Source organism: Lysobacter sp. GX 14042 (assembly GCF_021390425.1).
GTDB lineage: Bacteria > Pseudomonadota > Gammaproteobacteria > Xanthomonadales > Xanthomonadaceae > Novilysobacter.
The window spans coordinates 78,721-99,122 of the sequence record NZ_JAJUWY010000006.1; the positions used below are offsets into that span (position 1 = coordinate 78,721).

The window sequence follows — 20,402 nt, forward strand, 5'->3', positions numbered from 1 at the left end:
TTCGCGGGGCCATGCATCATGCCGCCCAACTCAGTAAACAGAACCCGGGTGCGCAATATCTCGCTCGGGCAGTTCTTCTCGAAAGTGGAGGTGGGCACGGCCCTCGCCAGTTTCATTGATGGCGGGGATAATATCTCAATGGTTGATCTAGGTGCGGGAGATGGGAGCCTTAGTAGGTCTGTCTCATCAGCTTGGCCTTTGTCGAAGATGGTTACCATTGATGTTGACGAGAGGCTTGTGCCGGAGCAATTCGCACCTCTGCATTTTCACATTGCGGGGGACGCGCTCAACGTCCACCTGCCGCAACAGCTTGAGCAAAAATACGGTACGTTCGATCTCGCAATTTGTAACCCTCCTTATGTGAAACGCGCATGGCGCTCCGAGTTTGCGCATATCCTTGCGGAGGCTGGCTTGGCGGAGGTGTGTCCGGTCTTCCCCGAGGCGCGGTTAGAGATCGTCTTCCTTGCGCAGCTGCTGAGAATTGTGAGGACAGGAGGGCAGCTTGCGCTCATTATTCCAGATGGGCCGATCTCGGGTGAGCGGCATCGGCAGCTGCGTCAACATCTCCTGCTCAACCACAAAGTGGAGCGAGTAATTAGTCTGCCGTCAGGGATGTTTGTCGGAACAGAGGCTCGCGCGCATATCTTGATTCTGCGCAAGGGCCGGGGGCCGAGTGAGATGGTGTCGATCGCGGAGCTTCGTAGCGGCGAAGGGCTTTCATCACCCATAGCGGTCGACCTAGAGGCTGCTACCGATAGGCTCGACTACGCCTTTCACGCCACCAAGGCCAACGTCGTAGGCGCCGGATCCATGATGCTCCGTGAGCTGGGCGGAACGCTGGTTCGCGGCGCTATTAGGTCAAGTAGTCTTCGCTCTCATGCAGCCACGTTTCACACCTCGGACTTTCCTAGGTCGATGGGCGTGGCGAAAGTAAGGTTGCCAAGCTGTACGGCTTTGGAGGGGGTTTATCCTGTGGCAGCGCCGAAAGACATTCTTGTTGCCCGCGTAGGTAGGTGCCTAGAAGATAAAGTATGCGTGGTATCGGCAGGATACGCATACTTGTCCGACTGCGTGTTTAGGTTGCGCGTGCCCGATGAGCTTGCAGCACGAGTACTGGAGAACCTGACTTCAAGCAGGGGGCGCGCATACTTACGAGCGGTGTCGCGCGGGGTTGGGGCGCGATACTTAACTGCTGACGCGCTTTTAGATTTCAGGGTTGAGGGGGCGGGGTGAACAAACACGATCGGACGGAAGAAGAGCAGCGCCTCCAAGAAGCCCTCGACGAGCGTGCAGACCATATCCCGGTAGAGGAGCTCCGGCGGGGCACGGCGCGCGCAGATTTTTTCGAGGAGATTCACCGGAGTCTTGTGGCTCGCGGTACAAAGCTTTTGGTCGGACCGCGCGGGTGTGGGAAGACGCACATGATGCGGTATACGTGGCTTCTATGCAGGGATGACAAGAAGTCACCTCTTGCTGTGTACGTTACGTTCAATCGCTACTATCGGCTCGAGCCGCTCCTGAAGACGCGATCGAACGCAATCGATCTTTTCCATGCGTGGGTCATTGCCCGAATCTTGATCGCACTGAATGAGGTGTGTATACAGCTGGGCGGCGATGATACCGACACTACTTTACGAATTTTGGGGTATGAGCCAGAAGAGCTGGCTGACCTGGTGGATAAGCTCGAGCGGGGGCTTCCTTTGACGGAGGGGCCCGAGAGGGTTTTATCTTCGATTAGTGTGAATAAGTTACTGCTCTCAATTGAGGCTGCGTGTAATGCTTTCGGTAGGAAGCGCGCAGTCATCCTTTTGGATGATGCTGCTTTGACGCTTACTCCTGAGTACCTCTTTGAGTTCTTCGATATCGTGAGGGTTCTGCGGACGCACCGGGTGTCTCCTAAGGCATCTGTTTACCCCGCTACGGATTTCGGGCCGAGATTCCATGCGGCGCATGAGGCTGACGAGGTTGCAGTCTGGCTCTCAGTTGATCATCCGAACTATCGAAGCCTGATGGGTGCGATTGCGGCACAGCGGCTGCCGTCAGTTAAGGTGTCGGCTGACGTTGACGAGGTTCTGAAGCTTGCAGCTTTCGGGGTACCCAGAGCCTATCTAACGATGCTCCGGGACTTTTCTCGCTCGAGTGGCACACAAAGCCAGGTTTTGAATCGCGTGATCGAAAATCATGCGGAATCCAAGCGCGAAGAGTACCGGTCCATGGCAATCAAGATGCCCCGGTTTGAATCGCTAATTCATGTAGGTGAGCAGTTGCTCGACGGTATGATCCGTGAGCTCCGTGATGCTCAAGCTGGTCCAGCAGGGAGAGGTGAGAAGCAGCTGATCGTGGGAGTTCCCGCTACTGAGGTTGCTGAAGCGCTCGTCGAGCGCATGTTCAATCTTTTGCTGGAGGCCGGTCTGGTTTTTGAACATCAGAGCGTCTCCCATGGGGAGGGGCGCTTGTACCGCCGTTATATGCCGCACCTTGCCGCGCTAATTAGCGCTCGGGCAGTAACGGTTGGTACAAGAAGCTCAGCAGCAGGACAGTTGGTGGAAGCCCTTTCTAGAAGAGCATCGAAACACCCTCTGCGGAGAACACTTAGCAAGCTGATAGGTTCGGATTCACTGCCACAGCTGCGTATCGATCTTCCAGAGTGCCGAGTCTGTGGGGCCGACCGTCTCACGGCTCAGCAGCGCTTTTGTCACGAGTGCGGAAGTGAGTTGCTAGACGACTCGATGTTTGCGCGTTGTATGAGCCTGCCTCTCTCGTCCGTACCAAGACTCACGAAGTGGCAAAGGGAGCGAATAGGTACTCTCGATCGAATTAAGACTATCGGCGATCTCCTCGCGATCCAAGACCCCGGCTCCGAGCTTAGGAAGCTGCACCGCGTCGGGAATGTGCGTGCGGCAAAGATTGTACAGATGGTGACCGCGTTTGTGGACGAGTTTTTGTCATGAGTTCTCAGAGGCCTGGTGATTCCCAGCAGCGACAGCAGGGTGCCGGCGCGACCCAAGGAGGGGGTCAGCGAGGTGTTGCTGCAGCACTAGCGCCTTCTTTCCGGAACATCACCGCGGTTTCTTCCGGGTTGGGCGAGGTGCATACATCGAGCTTATTTGACGAGGCCCATGCTGAGCAAAATTTGAGCCCTTTGGATCAGTATATTGAGAACACGAACGCGCTCAATCGTCTGTATCTCGGACGCGTGCCCCTGCCTGCCGAGATGGGCCCTCTGATTGTGCTCGGTTATGTTTCTGCAGTCGAAAGTTATTTCCGCGCCTTGTTCAGGGGGCTGATTAATGTGGACGACTTTGCGGCTAGGCTCGCAGAACCGCAGGCGGTGGCTTTTGGGGCTGCATTGCATCTGGATAAGAGTATGCTCCCTGAGGCATTGATTGAGGAATACTCGTTCTCCAGTAGTGCGAATATTAAAGATGCGATCCGTGTGTTGGCTGGGGTAAAAGGTTCATTTCCTACCGAAGTGGAAGGCGCGCTGCTTGAGTTTCAGAAGGTCTGTGAACTTAGGCATTGCTGCGTACATCGTTTTGGGAGGCTGGGAGCAAAGAATGCGATTAAGTTAGGGTTGGCTAGTCACCGTAGCAAGTTGGAGAAGCCGCTTAAGCTTGATTCCGGTTCCTTGGAAGAGATCGGAATCGTTTTGCGCAGCTTCGTTAAGGTCATTAATAATTTTATTTTCGGGGCACTGATGGACCGCTCTGTGCGGAATCGAGTAGATGGTCATCGGCTTCCGCCATACGCAAACGAGTGGAGCTGGCGCTGGCGAAGTGATAAGCGTCGGTTCATGAGCTACTACGATTTATTTGCGACAGAGTTGGACGCGATGCCATCTCCGTCCGCAAAGGAGCTATACGATTCGCTCAGCGCCTTCGCGCTTGAGCTACGGACGCGGAACCAGGGCCGGCCGACCCGTCAATCTTAGGGTGCGAGACGCAGAGTGCGGCGAGCTACTCGCGCATTCGTCCGTAGCCATGTGCTTTGGTGCGTGGTGTCACTTCGGCACGGATGTCCTCTGTGGTCGCGGCTCGTTGGCTGGTAGTGCCCGAATCAAGTTGGGGCGTAAACGTCCCCACCACGTAGAGTCCTCAGAAGTAGAGCGTTCTGGCGTGTTGTCGCCAAGAGGCTCTCATGAAGAAGTCGCGGTTCACCGAGAACAAGGTCGTGGCCATCTTCAAGCAGCCGGTGCCGGCCGGCGCACTGGCGCGAGACGGTGCGGTACCTGGTGCAAGTGCACCAACGCCCGGTGCGTCGGTTGACGGGAAAGCTTACGCCTTTCCAAGCGCAGATACGCAGGTGAAGAGGAGGCCGCTAATGGACATCGTGAAGAAAGACGTACGGTCGCGGATGATGTCGGGCATACGGGGCAAGGATACAAAGCCCGAGCTTGTGGTCCGTCGCTATTTGCACGGGAGAGGCTTCAGATTTCGCCTACACGAACGCAGGCTGCCAGGGCGTCCTGATTTGGTATTGGCAAAGTGGGGTGCCGTAGTGTTCGTGCACGGCTGCTTTTGGCACGGTCACGAAGATTGCCGTTACTTCCGCGTACCGGCCACGCGCACTGAGTTTTGGGTGGGGAAGATTAGGGGCAACGCCAAGCGGGACGCCGAGAATGAACGCAAGCTGCTTGAGATGGGCTGGCGAGTTATAGTGATTTGGGAATGTGCGATCAGAAACGATCAAGAGAAGGCGCTGTGTGAGCTGGCGAAGCACATTCGGGGTGCTGTAGTAGCAGCACAGATCGAGTCTGAGCCAGATCAGCTTTCCACAAGAGCGGAGTAGACCACTCGGGCTAGCTGGTTGGCCATCCATGGAGGCACGGCGTTGCCAACCTGTCTAAATTGTGCGCCTCGCGCTCCCTCAAAAAAGTAGTTGTCAGGGAAGGTCTGGAGTCGCGCCGCCTCCCGGACAGATAGGCTCCTGAGCTGAACCGGGTTCGGATGGATGAAATAATGCCCATCCTTGGACAGGTGGCTCGTGACTGTGGAGCTTGGTCGGTCCCAAGCTTGGGCTTTGAAACGATCAATGAACTTCCCACTTTCCCAGTTCCAGTGATTCGGGTGCAGAATCGTCGGAAACTCGTTCGCCCCTCTCGGCGAGACTCCGCGAACCTTGGTGAAGGCCGCGGTGTAAGCGTAGCGCTTCAGGTCATCCTCCATGTGCGACCGCACTTCATGGTTGAGGAGACCGCCGAGGCGCGGGTCGTGGAGCCAGCTCGCGAGGTGGGGGGGCAGGGAGGCCCGGTCCCCCTGCCAAGGCATCCAGCGGCCGCCCGTGCCCGGATCCCGGTCGCTGACGCGTGCTGCAGCCGCGTCAAGCTCATCGGCGACTCGTCCCCATGCTCGACGGGAGTGGCTCGCAGTGGCGCGCAGGATACGAGTAGCGTCCTTGCTCCAGTCGCGGACAGTTTTGGTGGTTAACCCACTACGCAGTGGCGGAAGCTGCTCCAGAACGTGTCTTACATGGGTCGCCGCCGGAGTCGGCTCCAAGTGCGGCGGATCGCGGTTGCACACGCCCTCGCTCAAACCGAGAAGGATCACCCGGTGCCTTGCCTGGGGAACCCCAAGCTCCTCAGCGCGCAGGATGAACTGTGCCGTGTCGTCACCCAAAGTGTCTGGGGGAGCAACGAACGGGATGATCCGGTACTTGGGTCCATCCGGGCCGCCAGGTTCCGCGAGGTCCCGCAGGATCTGTGGGAAAACCAGGGCTCCTCCCACCTTGGAAGAAAGGATCCCCTTGACGTTCTCCATTACGAACGCGGTGGGATGGTGATTCTTGATCAGCTCAAGATAGTGGCGATAGAGGAAGTGGCGCTCATCTTTCTCGGGGCGATAACCGGCGATTCCGCGGTTTCGCGCACGGCCAACAAGCGAATACGCTTGGCAAGGCGGTCCACCTACGAGTATCCAGGGTCGATCTCCTTTGGAGACCGAGGCAACCCGCTCATGCAGGATCGCGTCGTGCTCGGGCGTACCCACCGTGAGCTGGAGCGCCTCGCGACACGCTGCATCCCACTCGCCCTGTGTCTCGTCCGTCCAAGGTGTCTTCCTATGCCCCCGGACATATTCGTAATAGCTCTCCGGAGCCTCACCCGGGGGGAACTGACGGAAGAACGCACGGAGCCGCAGCGTACGTGCCGCGTTGACTTCCATTTCGGCAGACACAGCAATCTTGAAAGCAGGCTCGCGTCCGCCTTTTGGAATAAATGCGGAGAAGCCTTCACCCAGTCCGCCGGGGCCAGCAAAGATGTCAACTACAGGAATGGGCATGAAACGAATGCTGCGTGAGTGAGGCCTGCCAGGATGGCAGAGGCCTTCGAGTTGTCAATAGGACATCCGACGCGTCAGCCGTCGGCGAAAGCGGGCTGTATACCCGGCTCCCCCAGTGCGCTGCGGGCCTTTGCGAATGCGGCATCCACTGCGTCCGTGAGCTGGTCCCCGGACAGGTACATCAGGTCTACGATCTCGTTCTGGAGACGCAGGATCTTGGTTGCGGTGCGCATCAGCTGCTCATGATCGCCCAAGGCGGCGGACTGGACCATTCTGAGCCATCCTTCGCCGAGTGCGAGTGCCACGTGCGGGCGTCCCCCGAGCGAGGGTCGCTCAACGATCTGTACCGCCGCGTCTTCAGGCATGGACAGCACGAGACGCCACCGCTCCGCGTGGTCTGGACCTCGATCCAGCGCCTTGCCCCGAAGCCAGAGTCGCTGGAACGCGTTGCGTACCCCTCCTTCGAACCGGGTCTTGTGCGGGTCTCCGAAGCGCCAGCCGACCAGGTCAGGGGCGGCGATCGTCGCCATGAACGCCCACACGTCGTTGCGGAGCGCCTCGCCCGACTGCAAGGCGGGATGCCCCGCTAGATAGACGGCGCTCTCACGGTCGAACTTTGCGCGTGATAGCAGCTTGGGGTACCCACACTGCTCGGCGATTCTCCGGAGTCCTTCGGCGACCCGATAGGATGTCTCAGGTGACCTCGTACCCCCGCTGGCCGCGAAGGAGATGAGATCGGAGTACGAGGCCAGTGCGGTGGCCTGGTCGAGGGCAGGGGGCGCTCCAGAGTTGTGTCCGGCCAGGATGTTGGCAACTCCCGGCTTGGAAAGCCGTGGCAGGAGCAAGGTCATGTCAGGCCCTCCACAGCCGCTAACGCAAGCAGGGTCGCCCGATACACGCTCGGCCGGTCACGCATCATCGACAGTACCGAGGCATGGGACTGACCAGGAAAGGCGCTGTCGAGCCAGAACCGGATCTGATGCCCCACCGAGCCTTCACCGCATTGCTCAAGAACCTCTTCGGAGTCCTCCGCTGCAAGGGTGCTGCTGATCATTTGTGTCATGACATCCGCCACGATGGCCTGAAGTGTCGAGGCGTCACCGGTTATGAACCGCCCCGACATGATCTCCAGGTCAGAGTTGATATAGACCCGAACGGACCCGCCGAAGTCTGCCTCCAGGGCATTCGGGCTCCAGTCGACGTACCAGGGAGCCCCGGCATGGAGCTGCCCGGAGAAAGCGCGGGAAAAGCTGATCAGCTCGATCGGGAACCGCGAATCGCCGCCATCTTCCAGCAGGACGTCTCGTTGGCTGGACCAGAGCCGTGAGCCTGGCAGCGAAGGGGATAGCGGGTCGCCGCTCGCAGGGACGGAAGCCAGCAGGATCTGAAGATTCAGCCAAAGCCGGCCTGACAACTGGCTGCCTTCGATGCTTCCAGCGAGGCTGATTGCTCCGTCAGCTCTGGAGAGGGAGCACCGCGCGAGCTCCCAGGTGCTTCGGGGCAGGGAACCCGCTCCCGTGCCTGCATGGAGGACCGCGCACAGGCGAAGCTCGGACTCGGGTACTTCAAGCGATTCCGCCGCCAAGGCCATGTCCACCGTCGCGTGGGTGAGGACGTCCAGTGCCTGGGCGTAGTCCCATCCGTGGAGGACATCCTCCGCGGGAAGTAGCGGCGAGCCCGACGGGCCTATCAGGACCTCGTGGTCGCTCACGGCAGAGTCGGGCAGTACACGAAATGGCAGAGCGTAGTGGCTCATTCCCCGTCATCCCATTCAAGCCGGGCCTTGATGCCAGCGGCCGCGGCCGCAGGGACGCGCACTGCGATCGCAATAGTTCCAGCGTGTGGCCCAACTTGAAGTACTTGCTTGGCCGTGGCCAGTCCGGCGGACCTCAGCGAAAGCTCTTCGAGGGCTACCTGATATTCCTCAGGAAGGTCGTCCGGATCCGCGCGGCCTCCATCCGCAACCAGATGTGGCTCCACCACAACGCGGAGTCCGGGGTACGAGCCGTCGTTCCTGAGCTCTGCCTCAAACCGGGCGACCCGGTGCCCGTCCTCTCCTGCCTCCAGCCCGACAAATATGGGTCGGCTGATACCCACCCCCTTCTTGCTGGCGGGAGGAGTGCGCCGGGTAGGTGAGCTGCGGCCCGGGCCCCGGCCCGAAGTACCGGCAAGCAAACGCCCCATGAGGGCCGCGGTGGGGGCCAGAGAGGGGCTAGATTCGCTTCCGGAAACAGGCATACGCCCCGACTGCGCAACCTGCGCTGCTGATTCCTTGAGCCGCCTGAGTGCGACGTTGACGAAGGTCCGTGGATGGCCCGGTGGCAGGTTGGAGGGAATCCAGTCGTCGTGCGCGGGAGGCTCCGCGTCCGCGAAGGCCGCTTCGACCTCGTCCTCGTCTGAGCAAATGAAGACTCCCGCCCATTCATAGCGCGGATCGGCGAACGGATCGCCGGGCAGGTACTTGACCACCAGCTCCACCGGGCGCATCAACGCGATGCGCGAGGAAGGGGGGTGCATGACACTGTCGGTTCGCATGGCGGGGCCGATCCGTTGCGCTGCCATGCCCTTGCTGATGACAAGGTGCCCCAAAAGCTTTGCCGGGCGTCGGGACAGGATGGGTTGTCGCTGTTCTCCCCGCCGATGGAGATCCAGGGCACGACTGAACAGATCGAGCGGTGGGAAATCCTCCGGGGCAGGGATCGGCACTTCGTCTCCGTCCACCTCGAGCCTGATGGAAAGGCGCCGGTGGGTCGGGGTCGAGCGGGTCATTCTCGGCCAGAAGTTCCAGAGCACCGTCTCGATCAGCTCGTCCGTGATGTCATCCAGAGCCTCGGATTCAAACAGCGGATCCAGGATCGCGACCGTAGTACCAGACCGGCCGGCCCTGCGGACCGGCAGGCCGATGGCGTCGGCAAGGGAGCTTGCTTCGTCGCCGGTGGCGGGCTCCAGGTTGCCGTCCATGACCAGACCACCCCACCAGTGACGCCCGGTGAAGCGTCGTCTCGCTCCCGAGCTGTCGACGGCATCGAAGGCTTCGCCCAGGTGGCATCCCATCACTCTGCGAACGGGGCGTCCCTCGTTCGTGGTGAGGCTGTCGGTCAGGATCGTGGCGCACGAACTCAGGGCATAGAGGGAGGTCTTCCCGTAGCCATACGTGCCGCCACCCTGATGCGTATCGCGACTTGCACCGACGTTGCGCAGGAAATTGACGAAGTTGTGTGGCTCTTCTCCATTGCCCGGTACGTCGGCCCGCGTCGGCCCCGCCAGTCCGACTGCGTTGAAGTCACAGATCTCGAAGATCCGGAGGTCGGGCTTCTCAAGAGCCCGGCCGAGATCGCGTCTTGAATTGCGGGAACGGGGCAGCGTGGCGAAGGCAAGCTCGCGCAATGCGCTGCGCTCGGCAGGAGCAAGGGCGCGGAGCCGAAGCAGCACTTCCGTGGGCTGGTCACCAAGCGCCGCGTCCACGCAGTTCTGCAGGGCCTCGCGAATCACGGTCTGCACCAGACTGAGGTCCGGCCTTCCGAGCAGGCGGCGGAACCCCTCGCCATGCATGTTCCCGGATGCTGCAAAAGGCTCACTGAAGAGGCGTAGGGGCTCGGTCACGCGAGGAACCTCTCGATCACGGCCCTGGTTCCTTCCTCATCCAGCTTGAATGCGGACGCGAACTGAAGATCGACGTCGTACGCAATGTTCAAGAGGCCGGATGGAAGTTCGCCAAGCGCAAACGAATGACGGGTGATGGCCGGAAACCCCGCCCCGACGTTGTACGCATACATGCCTTCAAGGTTGAAGGAGCGCCGATTCCACTCTTTCGCATGGTGGTCGTGGCATCCGAGCTCACCCAGTCGCGTGCGCAGGGTGGACTCGTGGACGCCGAGCCCGAGTAGCTGGTCGACCAGCCTCCGCACGGAAAGCTCGCCATCGGCGGTGCGCTCGATCCGGACATGGAACAACACCAGGGTGCCATCCGTCGGCGCGGAAAGCTGCTCGACCCCGTGGATCGAGATCACCCTGCGATCCGCTCGCAATGACGTTTTCACTTCGATTGCATGCCGTGCGTGGCGAAAGTCGTGCCGCTCGGAGTCGGGGCCAGTCCACGCATGCACGGCGGAAATGTCCCTCGCGCAGAGGCGTGAGAGCACGACGAGTTCACCGATGAGGCCGGCGATGATCTCGTCTGACACTTCATCCGGATGTGCCTGGCTGAGCAGAGCACGAAAGTCCCTGATGCCGCCCGTCACTGCATTGGAGGGAGAGTTGCCCGCCTTCAGCCTTTTCAGAACCTCGCTGGCGAGCTCAGTAAAGACGGACTCCAAACGACGGTCGATGCAGGTGAGGTCGATAAAGGCCGTAGAGGTGCCTTCCAAAATCAGCCTCACCAAAGCCAGGCTCAGGTTCGGAGCTTCCTGCGCAGCAAGCCGCGTCGTGGACGAGCAGGGCACCAGAAGGCGCGGCTCATCATTCGCCCCGAGAGCGAAGCGGACCGGCCCGTATCCGCTGTCGACAGAGCTGGCGATCGTGGAGATTTCGTTGTTGTCGTCCCGACCGCCGGCCCTGAGTCGGCCCCAAGACGAAGTTGGATCACTCGCGCTCACAGGGCTGCCTCTGCGCCGGTGGCTTCCTCCAGCTCGATCTCGTCCTGGGATACGGCATCCAGCTGGACGGCAAAGTAGTTGCCCGAGCGATCCTTCACACCCGGGAACACGATGCCGAAACCAAGTACATCAGCCGCCGCATCAAGCGCTTCGCGAGTCGTGCTCGGACGACTGGGGGCTGACACCTTGTTGATCGGATACAAGAGCAGCAGCGGCAAGGAGGGACGGCGCGCTTTCAGCACGTCCCATTTTTCATGCGGCTCAACGGACCGATCTTCGGCGTCGATCAGGATGTCACGCTTTGACATGAGGGCTTTGATGTCCGCGTAGTCCGTGCCGGTATTTGCAAGCCTGGCGCGACGGACGGTCGGGACGTGACACAGGGGGCCGAGTGGACGCTCGGATGCCACACCGTCGGATGCCGTCACGACAGCGACGTTCCATTTGGTCAGTTTTTTCTCTGCCGCGTCCAGATAGCCGAGAAGCATGTCTTCCTTCAGGTCCATGTGGGCGTCGCATATGCGGTAGTCCCTCAGGAACCGCCGCACTGACGAGAAGGACACCCCCCTGAAAAGAAGAGTGTTGCCATCGCGACACGAGGCAGCCTCTGTCAGCAGCTGGGCACCGGCCTTCCAGTTGCCCGTGAGGGACTCCAGGTCCTGATGGTCGAAGCGGATCGTCTGAATGTGACGGCCATCGAAACTGATGCTGGTCCGGTACGCGTGCCGCATCTTGGTGGCCGCGGTGATCGCCATTCCCGGGATGCTTCGTACGCGGACAGCAAAATCCAGCGGAGTAGCTTCCCGGGCGCGATAAACGGCTATCTCGTCTCGCACCTCGTCCTCGACCTGTGCCAGGGCACGGAAGCTGGATGCGAGATCAGCAGTGGTCCACAGGCGCGGTAGGTCGTCGTAGCCGTGCCGGTAGCCGAACCAGCGTCCCATTTGCAGCAGAGTGTCGTACTGCCGGGAGGTGCGAAGGAAGAAGGAGACCGAGAGCCCTTCAAGGGTCAGGCCACGCGCCAGCACCGAGCCACCGACGACGATGTAGGTCTTGGGAGGGTCCGAATAGTCGAGACGCTCATTGATGTCCGTGGCACTGTTCTCGACAACGATTTCAAGTGCGTCCAGAGAGTCTGCGATGAGCGCAATCAGCTCAGCGCCTTCAGGAAAAGCGGTGTTCGTCGGGACGGCCCCGGTTTCCCTGTGGACCAGCTCCAGCAAGCGGCCATGGCTCGGTCCCACACCCTTTCGAAGATCCTCTCCGTGTGACTCGATCCACTTCGAAATCAGGCTTGCGGTCCGCTGGTGCGGAATGATGTTCGCAGAGGTATGTACAAGCATCGTCATGTGCTTGTCGTCTTGGCCACGCTTACGTCGTACGGCACAGGTGACCAGGAACCACAGGATGGCGTCCCGCAGATCGGGCCCCATGACGGGCTCGAAACTCTCCCTGTCCTGCGGACGCGCCGGGCGGTAGAGGTCGAGATCGTCCTTGATCACGCGGATCATGTTTCGACCTGCTTCTCCGTCGGCTCCGGCGTCGTCGGGTTCATCGCCGAACACCTCGCGTGCCCCGAAGTAATCCTGGGGCCGCGGCAGTGCGGTTATGAAATCTTCCGGGTACAGGTCGTCCAATACGTCCTTGTTGGCCGGGAACGGATCGACGAATACGTTGGCGAACGGCGTGGCCGTGTAGCCCACATAGGAGACGGCGGGGAGGGCCGTGATGATCTTCCGGATCTGTTCGTTGATCCGGGTCATGTCGTACTCGCGCGCCGCTGAGTTGAGGGATGCCTGGTCGCACTCGTCATCAATCAGAAGAACCCGCAGCTTGCTCAGCACCGCATTGGGAGTCTTGGAGATGGTCCCAAGGAATGCTTCCAGCCGGTTGGTTTCCTTCTTCATCACTGCCAGCTGGGCCGTTCCCGGACGTGGCATCGTGAAGCCCTTGTTGGCCGGGGCGGTGAAGTCGCCATCCAGCTCCTCTTCTGTGTACAGCTGCCACTGGTGCCGATGGCGCTTTACGACATCCGCTTCGATTCGTATCTGAGTCTGGGCCCGTAGCTTGTTGGTCACGCCAGCGAGCAGGACGATCAGGTTGTAACCCTCGTCCACCGCTTTGGCGATGACTGCCGTCATGTTGGCGGTCTTGCCTGACTGCACATATCCGACCACGAGGCCACGGCAGCGGAACTGGGCGTTCCTGGGATTTGCCAGGAGAGATACGACTTCCGTCGAACTGTCGTCAATCGACTGGACCGTTTCCTCGTCCCAGCCCTTCGAGTTCTTCAGGTAGCCCCGAACCGACGGCCAATGCAGGTCCGTGGGTGACGGGCCGCTGTACCACTGCTCACGCGGCTTGATGATGGAGTTGCGGCGCAGTACCTCGATCGGCCCAAGGCGCGCGTTGACCGCCTCGATGGCGGCCTCCAGCTCTTCCTTCAATGGACCTTCGATGGCGATCCCCAAGCCGGAAAGCTCTGCTCTTACCTCTGCCGCTGCAGCTTCGACGGAGTCGTGCCGAGGAAGCTTGTCCTCGATGCTCTGGATGAACCGATTGGTCTGGGTTGCCAAGACTTCCCCCCCCTGTAGGTCGTGCTCGCCCCTCGGATGATCGTTCGCGGCTAGAGAGGAGGTCAACCGGACCAACAAGGCGCGCTTGCTGCATGGTGAGTGGCTGTGGCCGAAGCAAGTCTAAGGGTGCGCGCGCAAAGAGTTCAGAAATACTTCCACTTGTAGTGCATCGGAGCGCTGATACCGGCCTGCCCGCAGATGTCTGGTGGCGGGACCCTTTCCCTAATCAGACTCTTCAATAAGGGGGGCTTGACTTGCCGTTCCCATTATCTTGGCTACCAATGCGTAGCCACTGGCGTCGTCGTATCGCGAGGGAATTCGCTCTCTCAAGCCATGGAGCCGGCGGTTTGCGGTATCGGTAAGCCAAGAGTAAGTCACAGGAGTTACAGCTCCGCGTCGTCGTTCATCCCCATCTTTGAGCTCTTTCTTGAACTGCCCTGACGCAACGGTATGCCCGACTACAAAGGCATGAATCATAGGCATGCCAGAAAGCCCGCCATCGGCGAGGAGGTCTTCTACATAACTGACCGCTTGGGACATCTCGCTTCTTCCAATGGTCGAGCGGCCCTTCTTCAGTTCTATCAGAAGTACATCTCTGACTGTGCATAGGTGCTCAGAACTTGAATCGAAAGCCTCTGTTCCAACTACGCAGAGGGTAGAGTCTTTCAATACAACGAGATCGGGGCGTTTCTTCGGGTTGGAAAATGATTGGTTCTCGATGCGGGCTTTGAAGACGCGTGTCGCAACGGTTTGAAGTGTGTTGTTGGATGCGTATTCGGCGCTGTCGAACTCTGGCCCGAAGAGCCATCGTGCTTTTGTAACTAACGGGTGCAAGGTATGGAGTTCGTCGGCCTGTTCGTCGCTTCCAAGCTTCTCTATGGCTGCGATTACTGACAGCCTGCGATCGATCTCATCGAGAACTGTCAGGGCATCTTGGACGGTCCACTGTTCGAGTAGGCGATCGAGACCGTCGATGTCAGAGTCAGCAAGCTTTTCCAAGCGAGCAAGCAGGCTTGCACCGCTCCTGGCTTCCTGAAGCCTGATCACTGCCCTGACTGCCTGATGGAGCGACTCGCTTTGAATCCCGGGTTGCTCGTGTACGAGTTCTTGTGTGAAGCGGGCTACCTCTAGTCTCGCTCCTGTCGGGAGACTACGAAATGTCTCGCGATTGCGCATGAGCGCCTCCTCGGACTGTTCCTCAATGAGGTCTTCCGAGAGCTCGTCAAAGACGGATTGGGCATAGCTGTTTACTGCTCCGAAGAGGCTCCTCGCAAGTTCGGTATTCTTGAAGCGTGACCAATCCCCCTCGATCTGAGAGAGCCATTCGTCTCCACACTGAATCACGATCGCGTGGCGCTTGGCGAAACGTGAGCGGCCGTCGATCACTGCTGTTGAACCAACGGTCCAACTCGGTAGTCCAACGAGACGCTTGTTGACCCAGAACGCGATGCCTTGGTAGCGGTTGGAGCGTCCAGGCGATGCGGCGTCGACCACGTGTGCCATTACTTGATGGTCCTCTGTGACATGGAGGGCCTGAGTCTTAATGAGGCCTTGATGTTCAGAGAGTAGCACCGACACACCATTTACTTCGACTACGAAGCGCGGGTCATGCAAAAACCGAGCGGCGAGCACACCGCGAATTGTATCGGGCTTCGGGAGGTGTTTTTCTACAATGACTGCCAACCGGGTGCCGTGTCCGGACCTCGTTCCTTTTCGCTCTTCCTTGATATAGAAGGGAGAGGTAGAGTGATTTTCAGTTCCGATCACAAAAGTCGACAGTGCTCCGTCCACCCACGTTTCGACCGTGTAATGGTCTGAAAAGCATAGTAGACCATGACGGCCGATCCCGTTCCGTCCGAATGCCTGTCGGATCCAATCAAGTCGTTCTTTTGGGAACTGAACCGCAGATCCTTGTCCTCTGTGGCGATTGTAGCCAAGCTTCATCCAGCGAGCTCGAAACTGCTCGGGCGTCATTCCATGGCCATCATCCTCAACTGTTAGAAGCCCGTCCTTTTCGTCCGGGATGATGACATTGACTTTGGCAGCTCCCGCGTCCCACGCATTCGCCACGAGCTCGGCGAGCGCAGTGTCAGGCTCATAGCCGATTCGGCCAAGTGTCCTGAGAAGGTAGTCCTCCTCAAACAAGGCCTCATTGGACGCTAACAGGCTCCCCTTTGCCATGGCTGCCCTCGTGTGGAATACCGGATAAGCCATCACTATGCCGATTATTGATGGAGTCGGCAAAGATGAGAGAGGGGTGAATCATCAGCTGAGACGATGGGCAGGGGCGGTGTCTAGGAGAAGGAACGCGATCCGGTGACGCCCGATCAAAGGGTGCCTTTGGCCATAACCCTAAGTGATATGGTTCGACCATGAAACGGATGGCGCAAAGCACTAGCCGCATCGTCGATGAAGCCCATGAGACCGCGCAGGAGTTCCATGCCGCCGGCTTCATCGATGCACGGCGCATGCGGACATTCGATGCGCTTTGCCTTGGGCCCGTCGCGGAGTGGTCTCCCGAGCGCATCCGCGAGCTGCGCTCCCGCCACCAGTTGAGCTAGGTGGCATTCGCCAGCGTCCTCAACACCAGCGCTTCGACCGTGCGCCAGTAGAGCGGCCCGTCGCTCAAGCTGCTGGACCTGATCGATCGGAAGGGGCTGGAGGTGTTGCTGTAGCGGCCGTTCGGCGATCCGCTGCTCGCGCCATTGGGGCGGTCAGTGGCACCCAACTGCGACTTGTAGCGGGAGGACGCTTGACGGCGGGTGTCGAGCCGGCGTAGGTTCGAACCCAAGGAGCGTCGAAACTCCTCTAAGAGCGGTACCCACCTCCGACAACCTGGTGGGCTTTTTTGTGCCTGCGTATCCCGCAGGCATAGCCGACGCGAAGCCTGCGTCGGGAGGGCGGCTAATACAACACCCGCAAGGGGAATACGCCCGCCGGCTCTTAGCGGTTTCGAACCTCCCGACTTCCCGTCCGCCCTCCCGGCGGGCGGCCACTTCATGGAGGAGCAGGCGATGACGACTCGGCGGAGCAAGGGCGGTCCGGACAGTAGCCATGCGGGTCCGGCGCAAGAAGGGATGATTTCTCAACCCGGCGGCGGCGCGGGAGATGCGTATGCCTACGGAATCGCTGTCAAGCAGATGGATGCGCTGGACCGGCTGCTCCGGATGCTCGCGGCCCACGGCGACCTGCTGGCCACGACGCAGGCGACCGACCTGGCCCAAGGAACGCTCCCGGCGATTGGGGAGGCGCTCCACACCCACGCACTCGCCATGCGGGACATCCTCGACCAAGTCGAGATGCAGCGGTTGGACGAGGTCGCCGGCAGGCAGGGCAGGGTGGAGGAACCGCACGCGGTCTACGCCGTGACGCCGCTCCGCATGGCCGCGTTGCACTGAGGTCGGGAAGCAATCGGCCGAGCGGGCCATCCCTCAGGTTGCGGGTCGCTACGGCAGCCAGTCCAGTAACCGGTCCAACGTACCGATGTCCCCTCCGCCACCCCGACGCACCAGATGCATCGCCTGCATTCCGGCTGCCCGCGGCCCTTCGACATCCGCCCGATAGCTGTCCCCCACCATCAACATCGCGGAAGGGGGCACCTGGAGCCTATCGGCGGCAAGGTCGTAGATCTGCGGTTCCGGCTTGATGTAGCCGGCCTCAAAGCTCCACACCGTGACGTCGACCAGTCCCTCGAGCATCCGGGCTACGGGCGACGCATACGGCAGCGCCAGGTTGGAGCAGACACCAATGCGGTACCCGCGATCACGCAGGGTTCCGAGCACCTGCGGGACCTCCTGGAACAGCTCGATGCTGCCGATTTCGTCCTCCAGCTCGTTCTCCAGGGCCTGGATCGCCGAAGACTCCACGCCATGAAGTCTTGCCGCCTCCGACAACCCCATCGGCCGGGTCATGACCAGCCGGGAGAACGCCGTCCTGTCGATCGTCGGATCCTGTGCCCGCACGATCCCGAGAAGCTGCCGGTACGGACGCGTCGGCCGCAGGATCCGCACGAGGGTGCCGTATACGTCGAACAGTACGGCGCGGATCCGGCGATCAGGTGCGGGTGCAGCCAATCCGATGTCTCCTGTGCGGTGCCGCATTCTTGCATGCACCGCTCTCCTGGAACCGAAGCGGGGTTGCCGGTCTTTGCCGGGCTTCCGCGGGCGCGTTGCAGCCAATTTGCTCGCGCTTCGCTTCTCATGAAACCTGGGGTGCCGGCGCCGGAGCTTCATGCTGGGCGCGGGGTGTGTGCTTCCCCCATGATCCGAAAGGGCGATGCGTGGACTGAATTCCAGGGATGAGGAAGGGCACGCGTCGAAGTGGGTAGCAGAACGCGCGGGGGGCGGGCAACCGGGGCGGCAGGCAGTAGACGGAGGTAGCGGGTAACGTTCGCGTTGCTGGCTTGGCTGTGCCGGAGTAGGCTCGCTCACGGGGATCGCGCCTGAGGGCGCGGAGTGGGCCGGAAGGTCCGGAGCAGGCGGGGGACCGATGATGATCAGGAGTGCGCGGCTTATGTTCGCAGGGAGCGGTGTGATCGCCAGGATCCTGCTTGCTCTGCTGTGTGTTACCGCGTTCAGCACTGCCGCTGCTCAAGAGGTGCGGTACATCCACACCGATGCGCTCGGGAGCGTGGCGGTGGTGACGGATGCCAACAGGAACGTGATCGAGCGGAGGGAATATGAGCCGTACGGAGCGCAGCTAGCGCCGGCGGTGTCTGACGGGCTGGGCTACGCGGGGCATGTGCAGGATGCTGCAACTGGGCTGACGTATATGCAGCAGCGCTATTACGATCCACAGATCGGAAGGTTCCTGAGCGTTGATCCGGTCACGGCCGGCAGCAACACCGGAGCGAACTTCAACCGCTACTGGTACGCCAACAACAATCCTTATCGATTCACCGACCCGGATGGACGAGTTGCGCAGTTCGTGTGGGGGGCTGTAATCGGTGCGGGCGTGGAGGTCTTTGTCCAGACTGCCATCCAAGGAAAGTCTTTCTCTGAGATCGATGTTTCCGACGTCGCAATCGCTGCTGGAGCTGGAGCACTCACGGGCGGTATTGCATCAGCAAGTGCACTTGCTGCTGCGAAAGGAACAGTGACTGTTGGCCGTGCTGTTGCACAAACCGCGGCCGGTTCGGGAGCGGTCGGAGTGAATGCTTCCTTGGCAGGTGACGTGGCAAATGGGAAGGCGCCTGATGTTGGTGGCGCTCTTGTAGAGGGAGCTGCCGCCGCCGCCCTCGGAGCGGCTGGTCAGCGATTAACTTTGGGGCCGACTGCTGCTCTGGAAAGTATGTCGAACAAAGGAGGCTTAGGTGCCCACATTGCTGAAACGACTCGGTCGGCGAACATAGGTTCCGACGCTGCGAAAGTTGCAGGTGCGACCTCTGCTGCTGGCAGCAATGCGGGGCAAGCCTTAACTGCAGCCGGTACAGCGGCTAAGGCAAAGGTTGAGGAGAAGCTGAAATAGATGCAGACCGATAGCACAAGTCTTCCGAGCCGAATGTGGAGGCGTTACGTCGATGCAGCACGTAGCGGTGCAGGTGGTGCAATGTTGCTCGTTACACTTCTGCTTTCGGGGTGGACGTGGCTGGAGCACGACATCACTAGGGCACTTATCGCAGGCAGCTTGCTCTACCTCTTCTTAATCACCTCCCTCGCTATGGGGAGGAGCGGCAAACGCTACTGACCGGCAACCAAAAACGGAAAAAAACGGGGTCGGAAAAACGGGGTTAGGTTCACTTCCTGAGCGTCCAGAAGGAACTAACCACGTCAGGTTCACACTCAACGCCTATGGAACGCCATGAAGCCAGCCATGCCATCGCTGACACACACCGAAGAAGCCGCGCTGTGGTCGCACGTGGAAGCGGTCCTGCGCGGCGAGGTGCCGGCCATGCCGCTGACCGAGCGGCAGCAGGATTACCTGCTTGATCGTTTCCGCCTGTCGATCGCCGAGCTGGACGGACTGTCGCCCGTGGAACGCGTCCGCGTCGTGGAGGAACACCGGGCGGCGGCCCGGCCGTAGTCGTTTCAGGCCTGCACCGCGTCCGGTGCGAAGTAGTCCCGCGCCCGATGCGGATCGTCGGTCCGGCGTGAGCTGAGGTTGCGCCTGCGGCACAGGTCGTGCGCGGCCTGCCCCAGGCAGCGGCGGGTCTTGGCCAGGTTGGCGGAACTGACCCTGTCGCCGCGCACGGTGTTGTCGCGCCAGCCGCAGAAGTAGATGCGGTCGGCCTGCTCCACGTTGCGGTAGGTGCGGATCACGTCGGCGGGGGTGGCGGCATCGTGGACGGTCATGTAATGACCCAGCGGTTTCTGCTCAGGTCAGGCCGCTAAAGCATATGCCTCGGCGGGTGTCTTCATGCCCAGCGCCTGGTGGGGGCGCCGGAAGTTATAGAACTGGATCCAATCCGCGATCACGCGCATCGCGTGCTGCTGGGTTTCAAACCGGTGCCGGTGCACGCATTGCTCCTTCAGAGTCCGGATGACCCGCTCCACCATCCCGTTCTGCTGTGGACAATGCGGGGTAATGAACTCCTGCTCCAGGCCGTAGCTACGCACCAGGCGCTTGTAGTGCCGGCCGGTGAACACCAGGCCGTTGTCGGACCGCAGCAGGAACGGTGCCGGCACTCGCCCCAGCGTGCCGTAGCGGGTGATCAGCGCTTGCTCCGGCGCTGCAGCCGCCGTAGTCGCCTTGCCGCTGCGTGACAGCTGCCAGCCCAGCAACTCCCGGGTGTGGCAGTCGATCACCAAGGCGAGCGTTAGCCACCCGTCCCGCCCGCCCCAGACGCGGCACAGGTCGGTCGCCCAGCGCTGATCTGGGGCCGTCGCCACCGACGGCAGCGCCTGAATCCGCGGACGCTGGCCCACCGCCCGCTTGCGCACCTGCCAGCCCGAAGATGCGTCGCACGGTGTTCTTGTTCATGCCCAGCAACCCGGCGACGGTGCGGTAGCCGAACGAGG

The 20,402-nt window shown here is 60.7% G+C and carries 18 protein-coding genes; 8 read left to right on the forward strand and 10 right to left on the reverse strand.

Annotated elements, in window-relative coordinates; genetic code table 11:
• Window positions 1-18 precede the first annotated feature (18 nt).
• From LY625_RS09630 to LY625_RS09645, 4 genes are all read left to right on the forward strand, one after another.
• On the forward strand, window positions 19-1,233 hold the full coding sequence (locus tag LY625_RS09630; RefSeq protein WP_233739917.1) for an N-6 DNA methylase: 1,215 nt from the start codon (window positions 19-21) through the stop codon (window positions 1,231-1,233).
• Entirely contained in the window at window positions 1,230-2,951 is a 1,722-nt protein-coding gene (locus tag LY625_RS09635; RefSeq protein WP_233739923.1) for a hypothetical protein, read from the forward strand. The genes LY625_RS09630 and LY625_RS09635 overlap by 4 nt, the downstream gene beginning before the upstream one ends.
• On the forward strand, window positions 2,948-3,931 hold the full coding sequence (locus tag LY625_RS09640; RefSeq protein WP_233739924.1) for a hypothetical protein: 984 nt from the start codon (window positions 2,948-2,950) through the stop codon (window positions 3,929-3,931). Before LY625_RS09635 ends, LY625_RS09640 begins: the two co-directional genes overlap by 4 nt.
• A 206-nt stretch (window positions 3,932-4,137) precedes the next feature.
• Entirely contained in the window at window positions 4,138-4,788 is a 651-nt protein-coding gene (locus LY625_RS09645) for a very short patch repair endonuclease (RefSeq protein ID WP_233739928.1), read from the forward strand.
• Here the strand turns inward: LY625_RS09645 and LY625_RS09650 are convergent.
• The 7 genes from LY625_RS09650 to LY625_RS09680 all read right to left on the reverse strand — a co-directional run bounded on the left by LY625_RS09650 (window position 4,764) and on the right by LY625_RS09680 (window position 15,660).
• Window positions 4,764-6,275 (reverse strand): DNA cytosine methyltransferase, encoded by a 1,512-nt coding sequence (locus tag LY625_RS09650; protein WP_233739930.1) that lies wholly within the window; start codon window positions 6,273-6,275, stop codon window positions 4,764-4,766. The genes LY625_RS09645 and LY625_RS09650 overlap by 25 nt on opposite strands.
• A gap of 74 nt (window positions 6,276-6,349) precedes the next feature.
• Entirely contained in the window at window positions 6,350-7,126 is a 777-nt protein-coding gene (locus tag LY625_RS09655) for a hypothetical protein (RefSeq protein ID WP_233739932.1), read from the reverse strand.
• The gene (locus LY625_RS09660; RefSeq protein ID WP_233739934.1) at window positions 7,123-7,986 is read right to left on the reverse strand and encodes a hypothetical protein; all 864 of its coding nucleotides are present in this window, start codon (window positions 7,984-7,986) and stop codon (window positions 7,123-7,125) included. Before LY625_RS09660 ends, LY625_RS09655 begins: the two co-directional genes overlap by 4 nt.
• Window positions 7,987-8,027: 41 nt before the next feature.
• On the reverse strand, window positions 8,028-9,878 hold the full coding sequence (locus LY625_RS09665; RefSeq protein WP_233739946.1) for a hypothetical protein: 1,851 nt from the start codon (window positions 9,876-9,878) through the stop codon (window positions 8,028-8,030).
• Window positions 9,875-10,870, reverse strand: a complete 996-nt coding sequence (locus LY625_RS09670; RefSeq protein ID WP_233739949.1) for a PD-(D/E)XK motif protein — start codon at window positions 10,868-10,870, stop codon at window positions 9,875-9,877. The genes LY625_RS09665 and LY625_RS09670 overlap by 4 nt, the downstream gene beginning before the upstream one ends.
• Complete coding sequence (locus tag LY625_RS09675; RefSeq protein WP_233739951.1) at window positions 10,867-13,446, reverse strand: Z1 domain-containing protein; 2,580 nt, start codon at window positions 13,444-13,446, stop codon at window positions 10,867-10,869. Before LY625_RS09675 ends, LY625_RS09670 begins: the two co-directional genes overlap by 4 nt.
• A gap of 222 nt (window positions 13,447-13,668) precedes the next feature.
• Window positions 13,669-15,660 (reverse strand): ATP-binding protein, encoded by a 1,992-nt coding sequence (locus tag LY625_RS09680; protein WP_233739956.1) that lies wholly within the window; start codon window positions 15,658-15,660, stop codon window positions 13,669-13,671.
• 167 nt (window positions 15,661-15,827) lie between these two features.
• Here LY625_RS09680 and LY625_RS09685 point away from each other — a divergent pair, with 167 nt between their 5' ends.
• Both LY625_RS09685 and LY625_RS09690 read left to right on the forward strand, forming a co-directional pair.
• On the forward strand, window positions 15,828-16,007 hold the full coding sequence (locus LY625_RS09685) for a hypothetical protein (protein ID WP_233739959.1): 180 nt from the start codon (window positions 15,828-15,830) through the stop codon (window positions 16,005-16,007).
• Between the two features lie 453 nt (window positions 16,008-16,460).
• Complete coding sequence (locus LY625_RS09690; protein ID WP_233739960.1) at window positions 16,461-16,844, forward strand: hypothetical protein; 384 nt, start codon at window positions 16,461-16,463, stop codon at window positions 16,842-16,844.
• A 48-nt stretch (window positions 16,845-16,892) separates the two neighbouring features.
• On the opposite strand, the gene LY625_RS09695 is transcribed toward LY625_RS09690, so the two are convergent.
• Window positions 16,893-17,519 carry an HAD family hydrolase gene (locus LY625_RS09695; RefSeq protein ID WP_233739967.1) on the reverse strand — a complete coding sequence of 209 codons (627 nt, stop codon included), beginning with the start codon at window positions 17,517-17,519 and terminating at the stop codon, window positions 16,893-16,895.
• 415 nt (window positions 17,520-17,934) lie between these two features.
• Here LY625_RS09695 and LY625_RS09700 point away from each other — a divergent pair, with 415 nt between their 5' ends.
• Together LY625_RS09700 and LY625_RS09705 are read left to right on the forward strand one after the other, a co-directional pair.
• On the forward strand, window positions 17,935-18,912 hold the full coding sequence (locus tag LY625_RS09700) for an RHS repeat-associated core domain-containing protein (protein WP_233739970.1): 978 nt from the start codon (window positions 17,935-17,937) through the stop codon (window positions 18,910-18,912).
• Between the two features lie 345 nt (window positions 18,913-19,257).
• Window positions 19,258-19,467 carry a hypothetical protein gene (locus LY625_RS09705; protein ID WP_233739971.1) on the forward strand — a complete coding sequence of 70 codons (210 nt, stop codon included), beginning with the start codon at window positions 19,258-19,260 and terminating at the stop codon, window positions 19,465-19,467.
• A 5-nt stretch (window positions 19,468-19,472) separates the two neighbouring features.
• On the opposite strand, the gene LY625_RS09710 is transcribed toward LY625_RS09705, so the two are convergent.
• Both LY625_RS09710 and LY625_RS09715 read right to left on the reverse strand, forming a co-directional pair.
• Window positions 19,473-19,736: a DUF6037 family protein gene (locus LY625_RS09710; RefSeq protein WP_233739975.1), complete on the reverse strand. Its 264-nt coding sequence runs from the start codon at window positions 19,734-19,736 to the stop codon at window positions 19,473-19,475.
• A gap of 27 nt (window positions 19,737-19,763) precedes the next feature.
• Window positions 19,764-20,309 (reverse strand): integrase core domain-containing protein, encoded by a 546-nt coding sequence (locus LY625_RS09715; protein ID WP_233739977.1) that lies wholly within the window; start codon window positions 20,307-20,309, stop codon window positions 19,764-19,766.
• Window positions 20,310-20,402 lie beyond the last annotated feature (93 nt).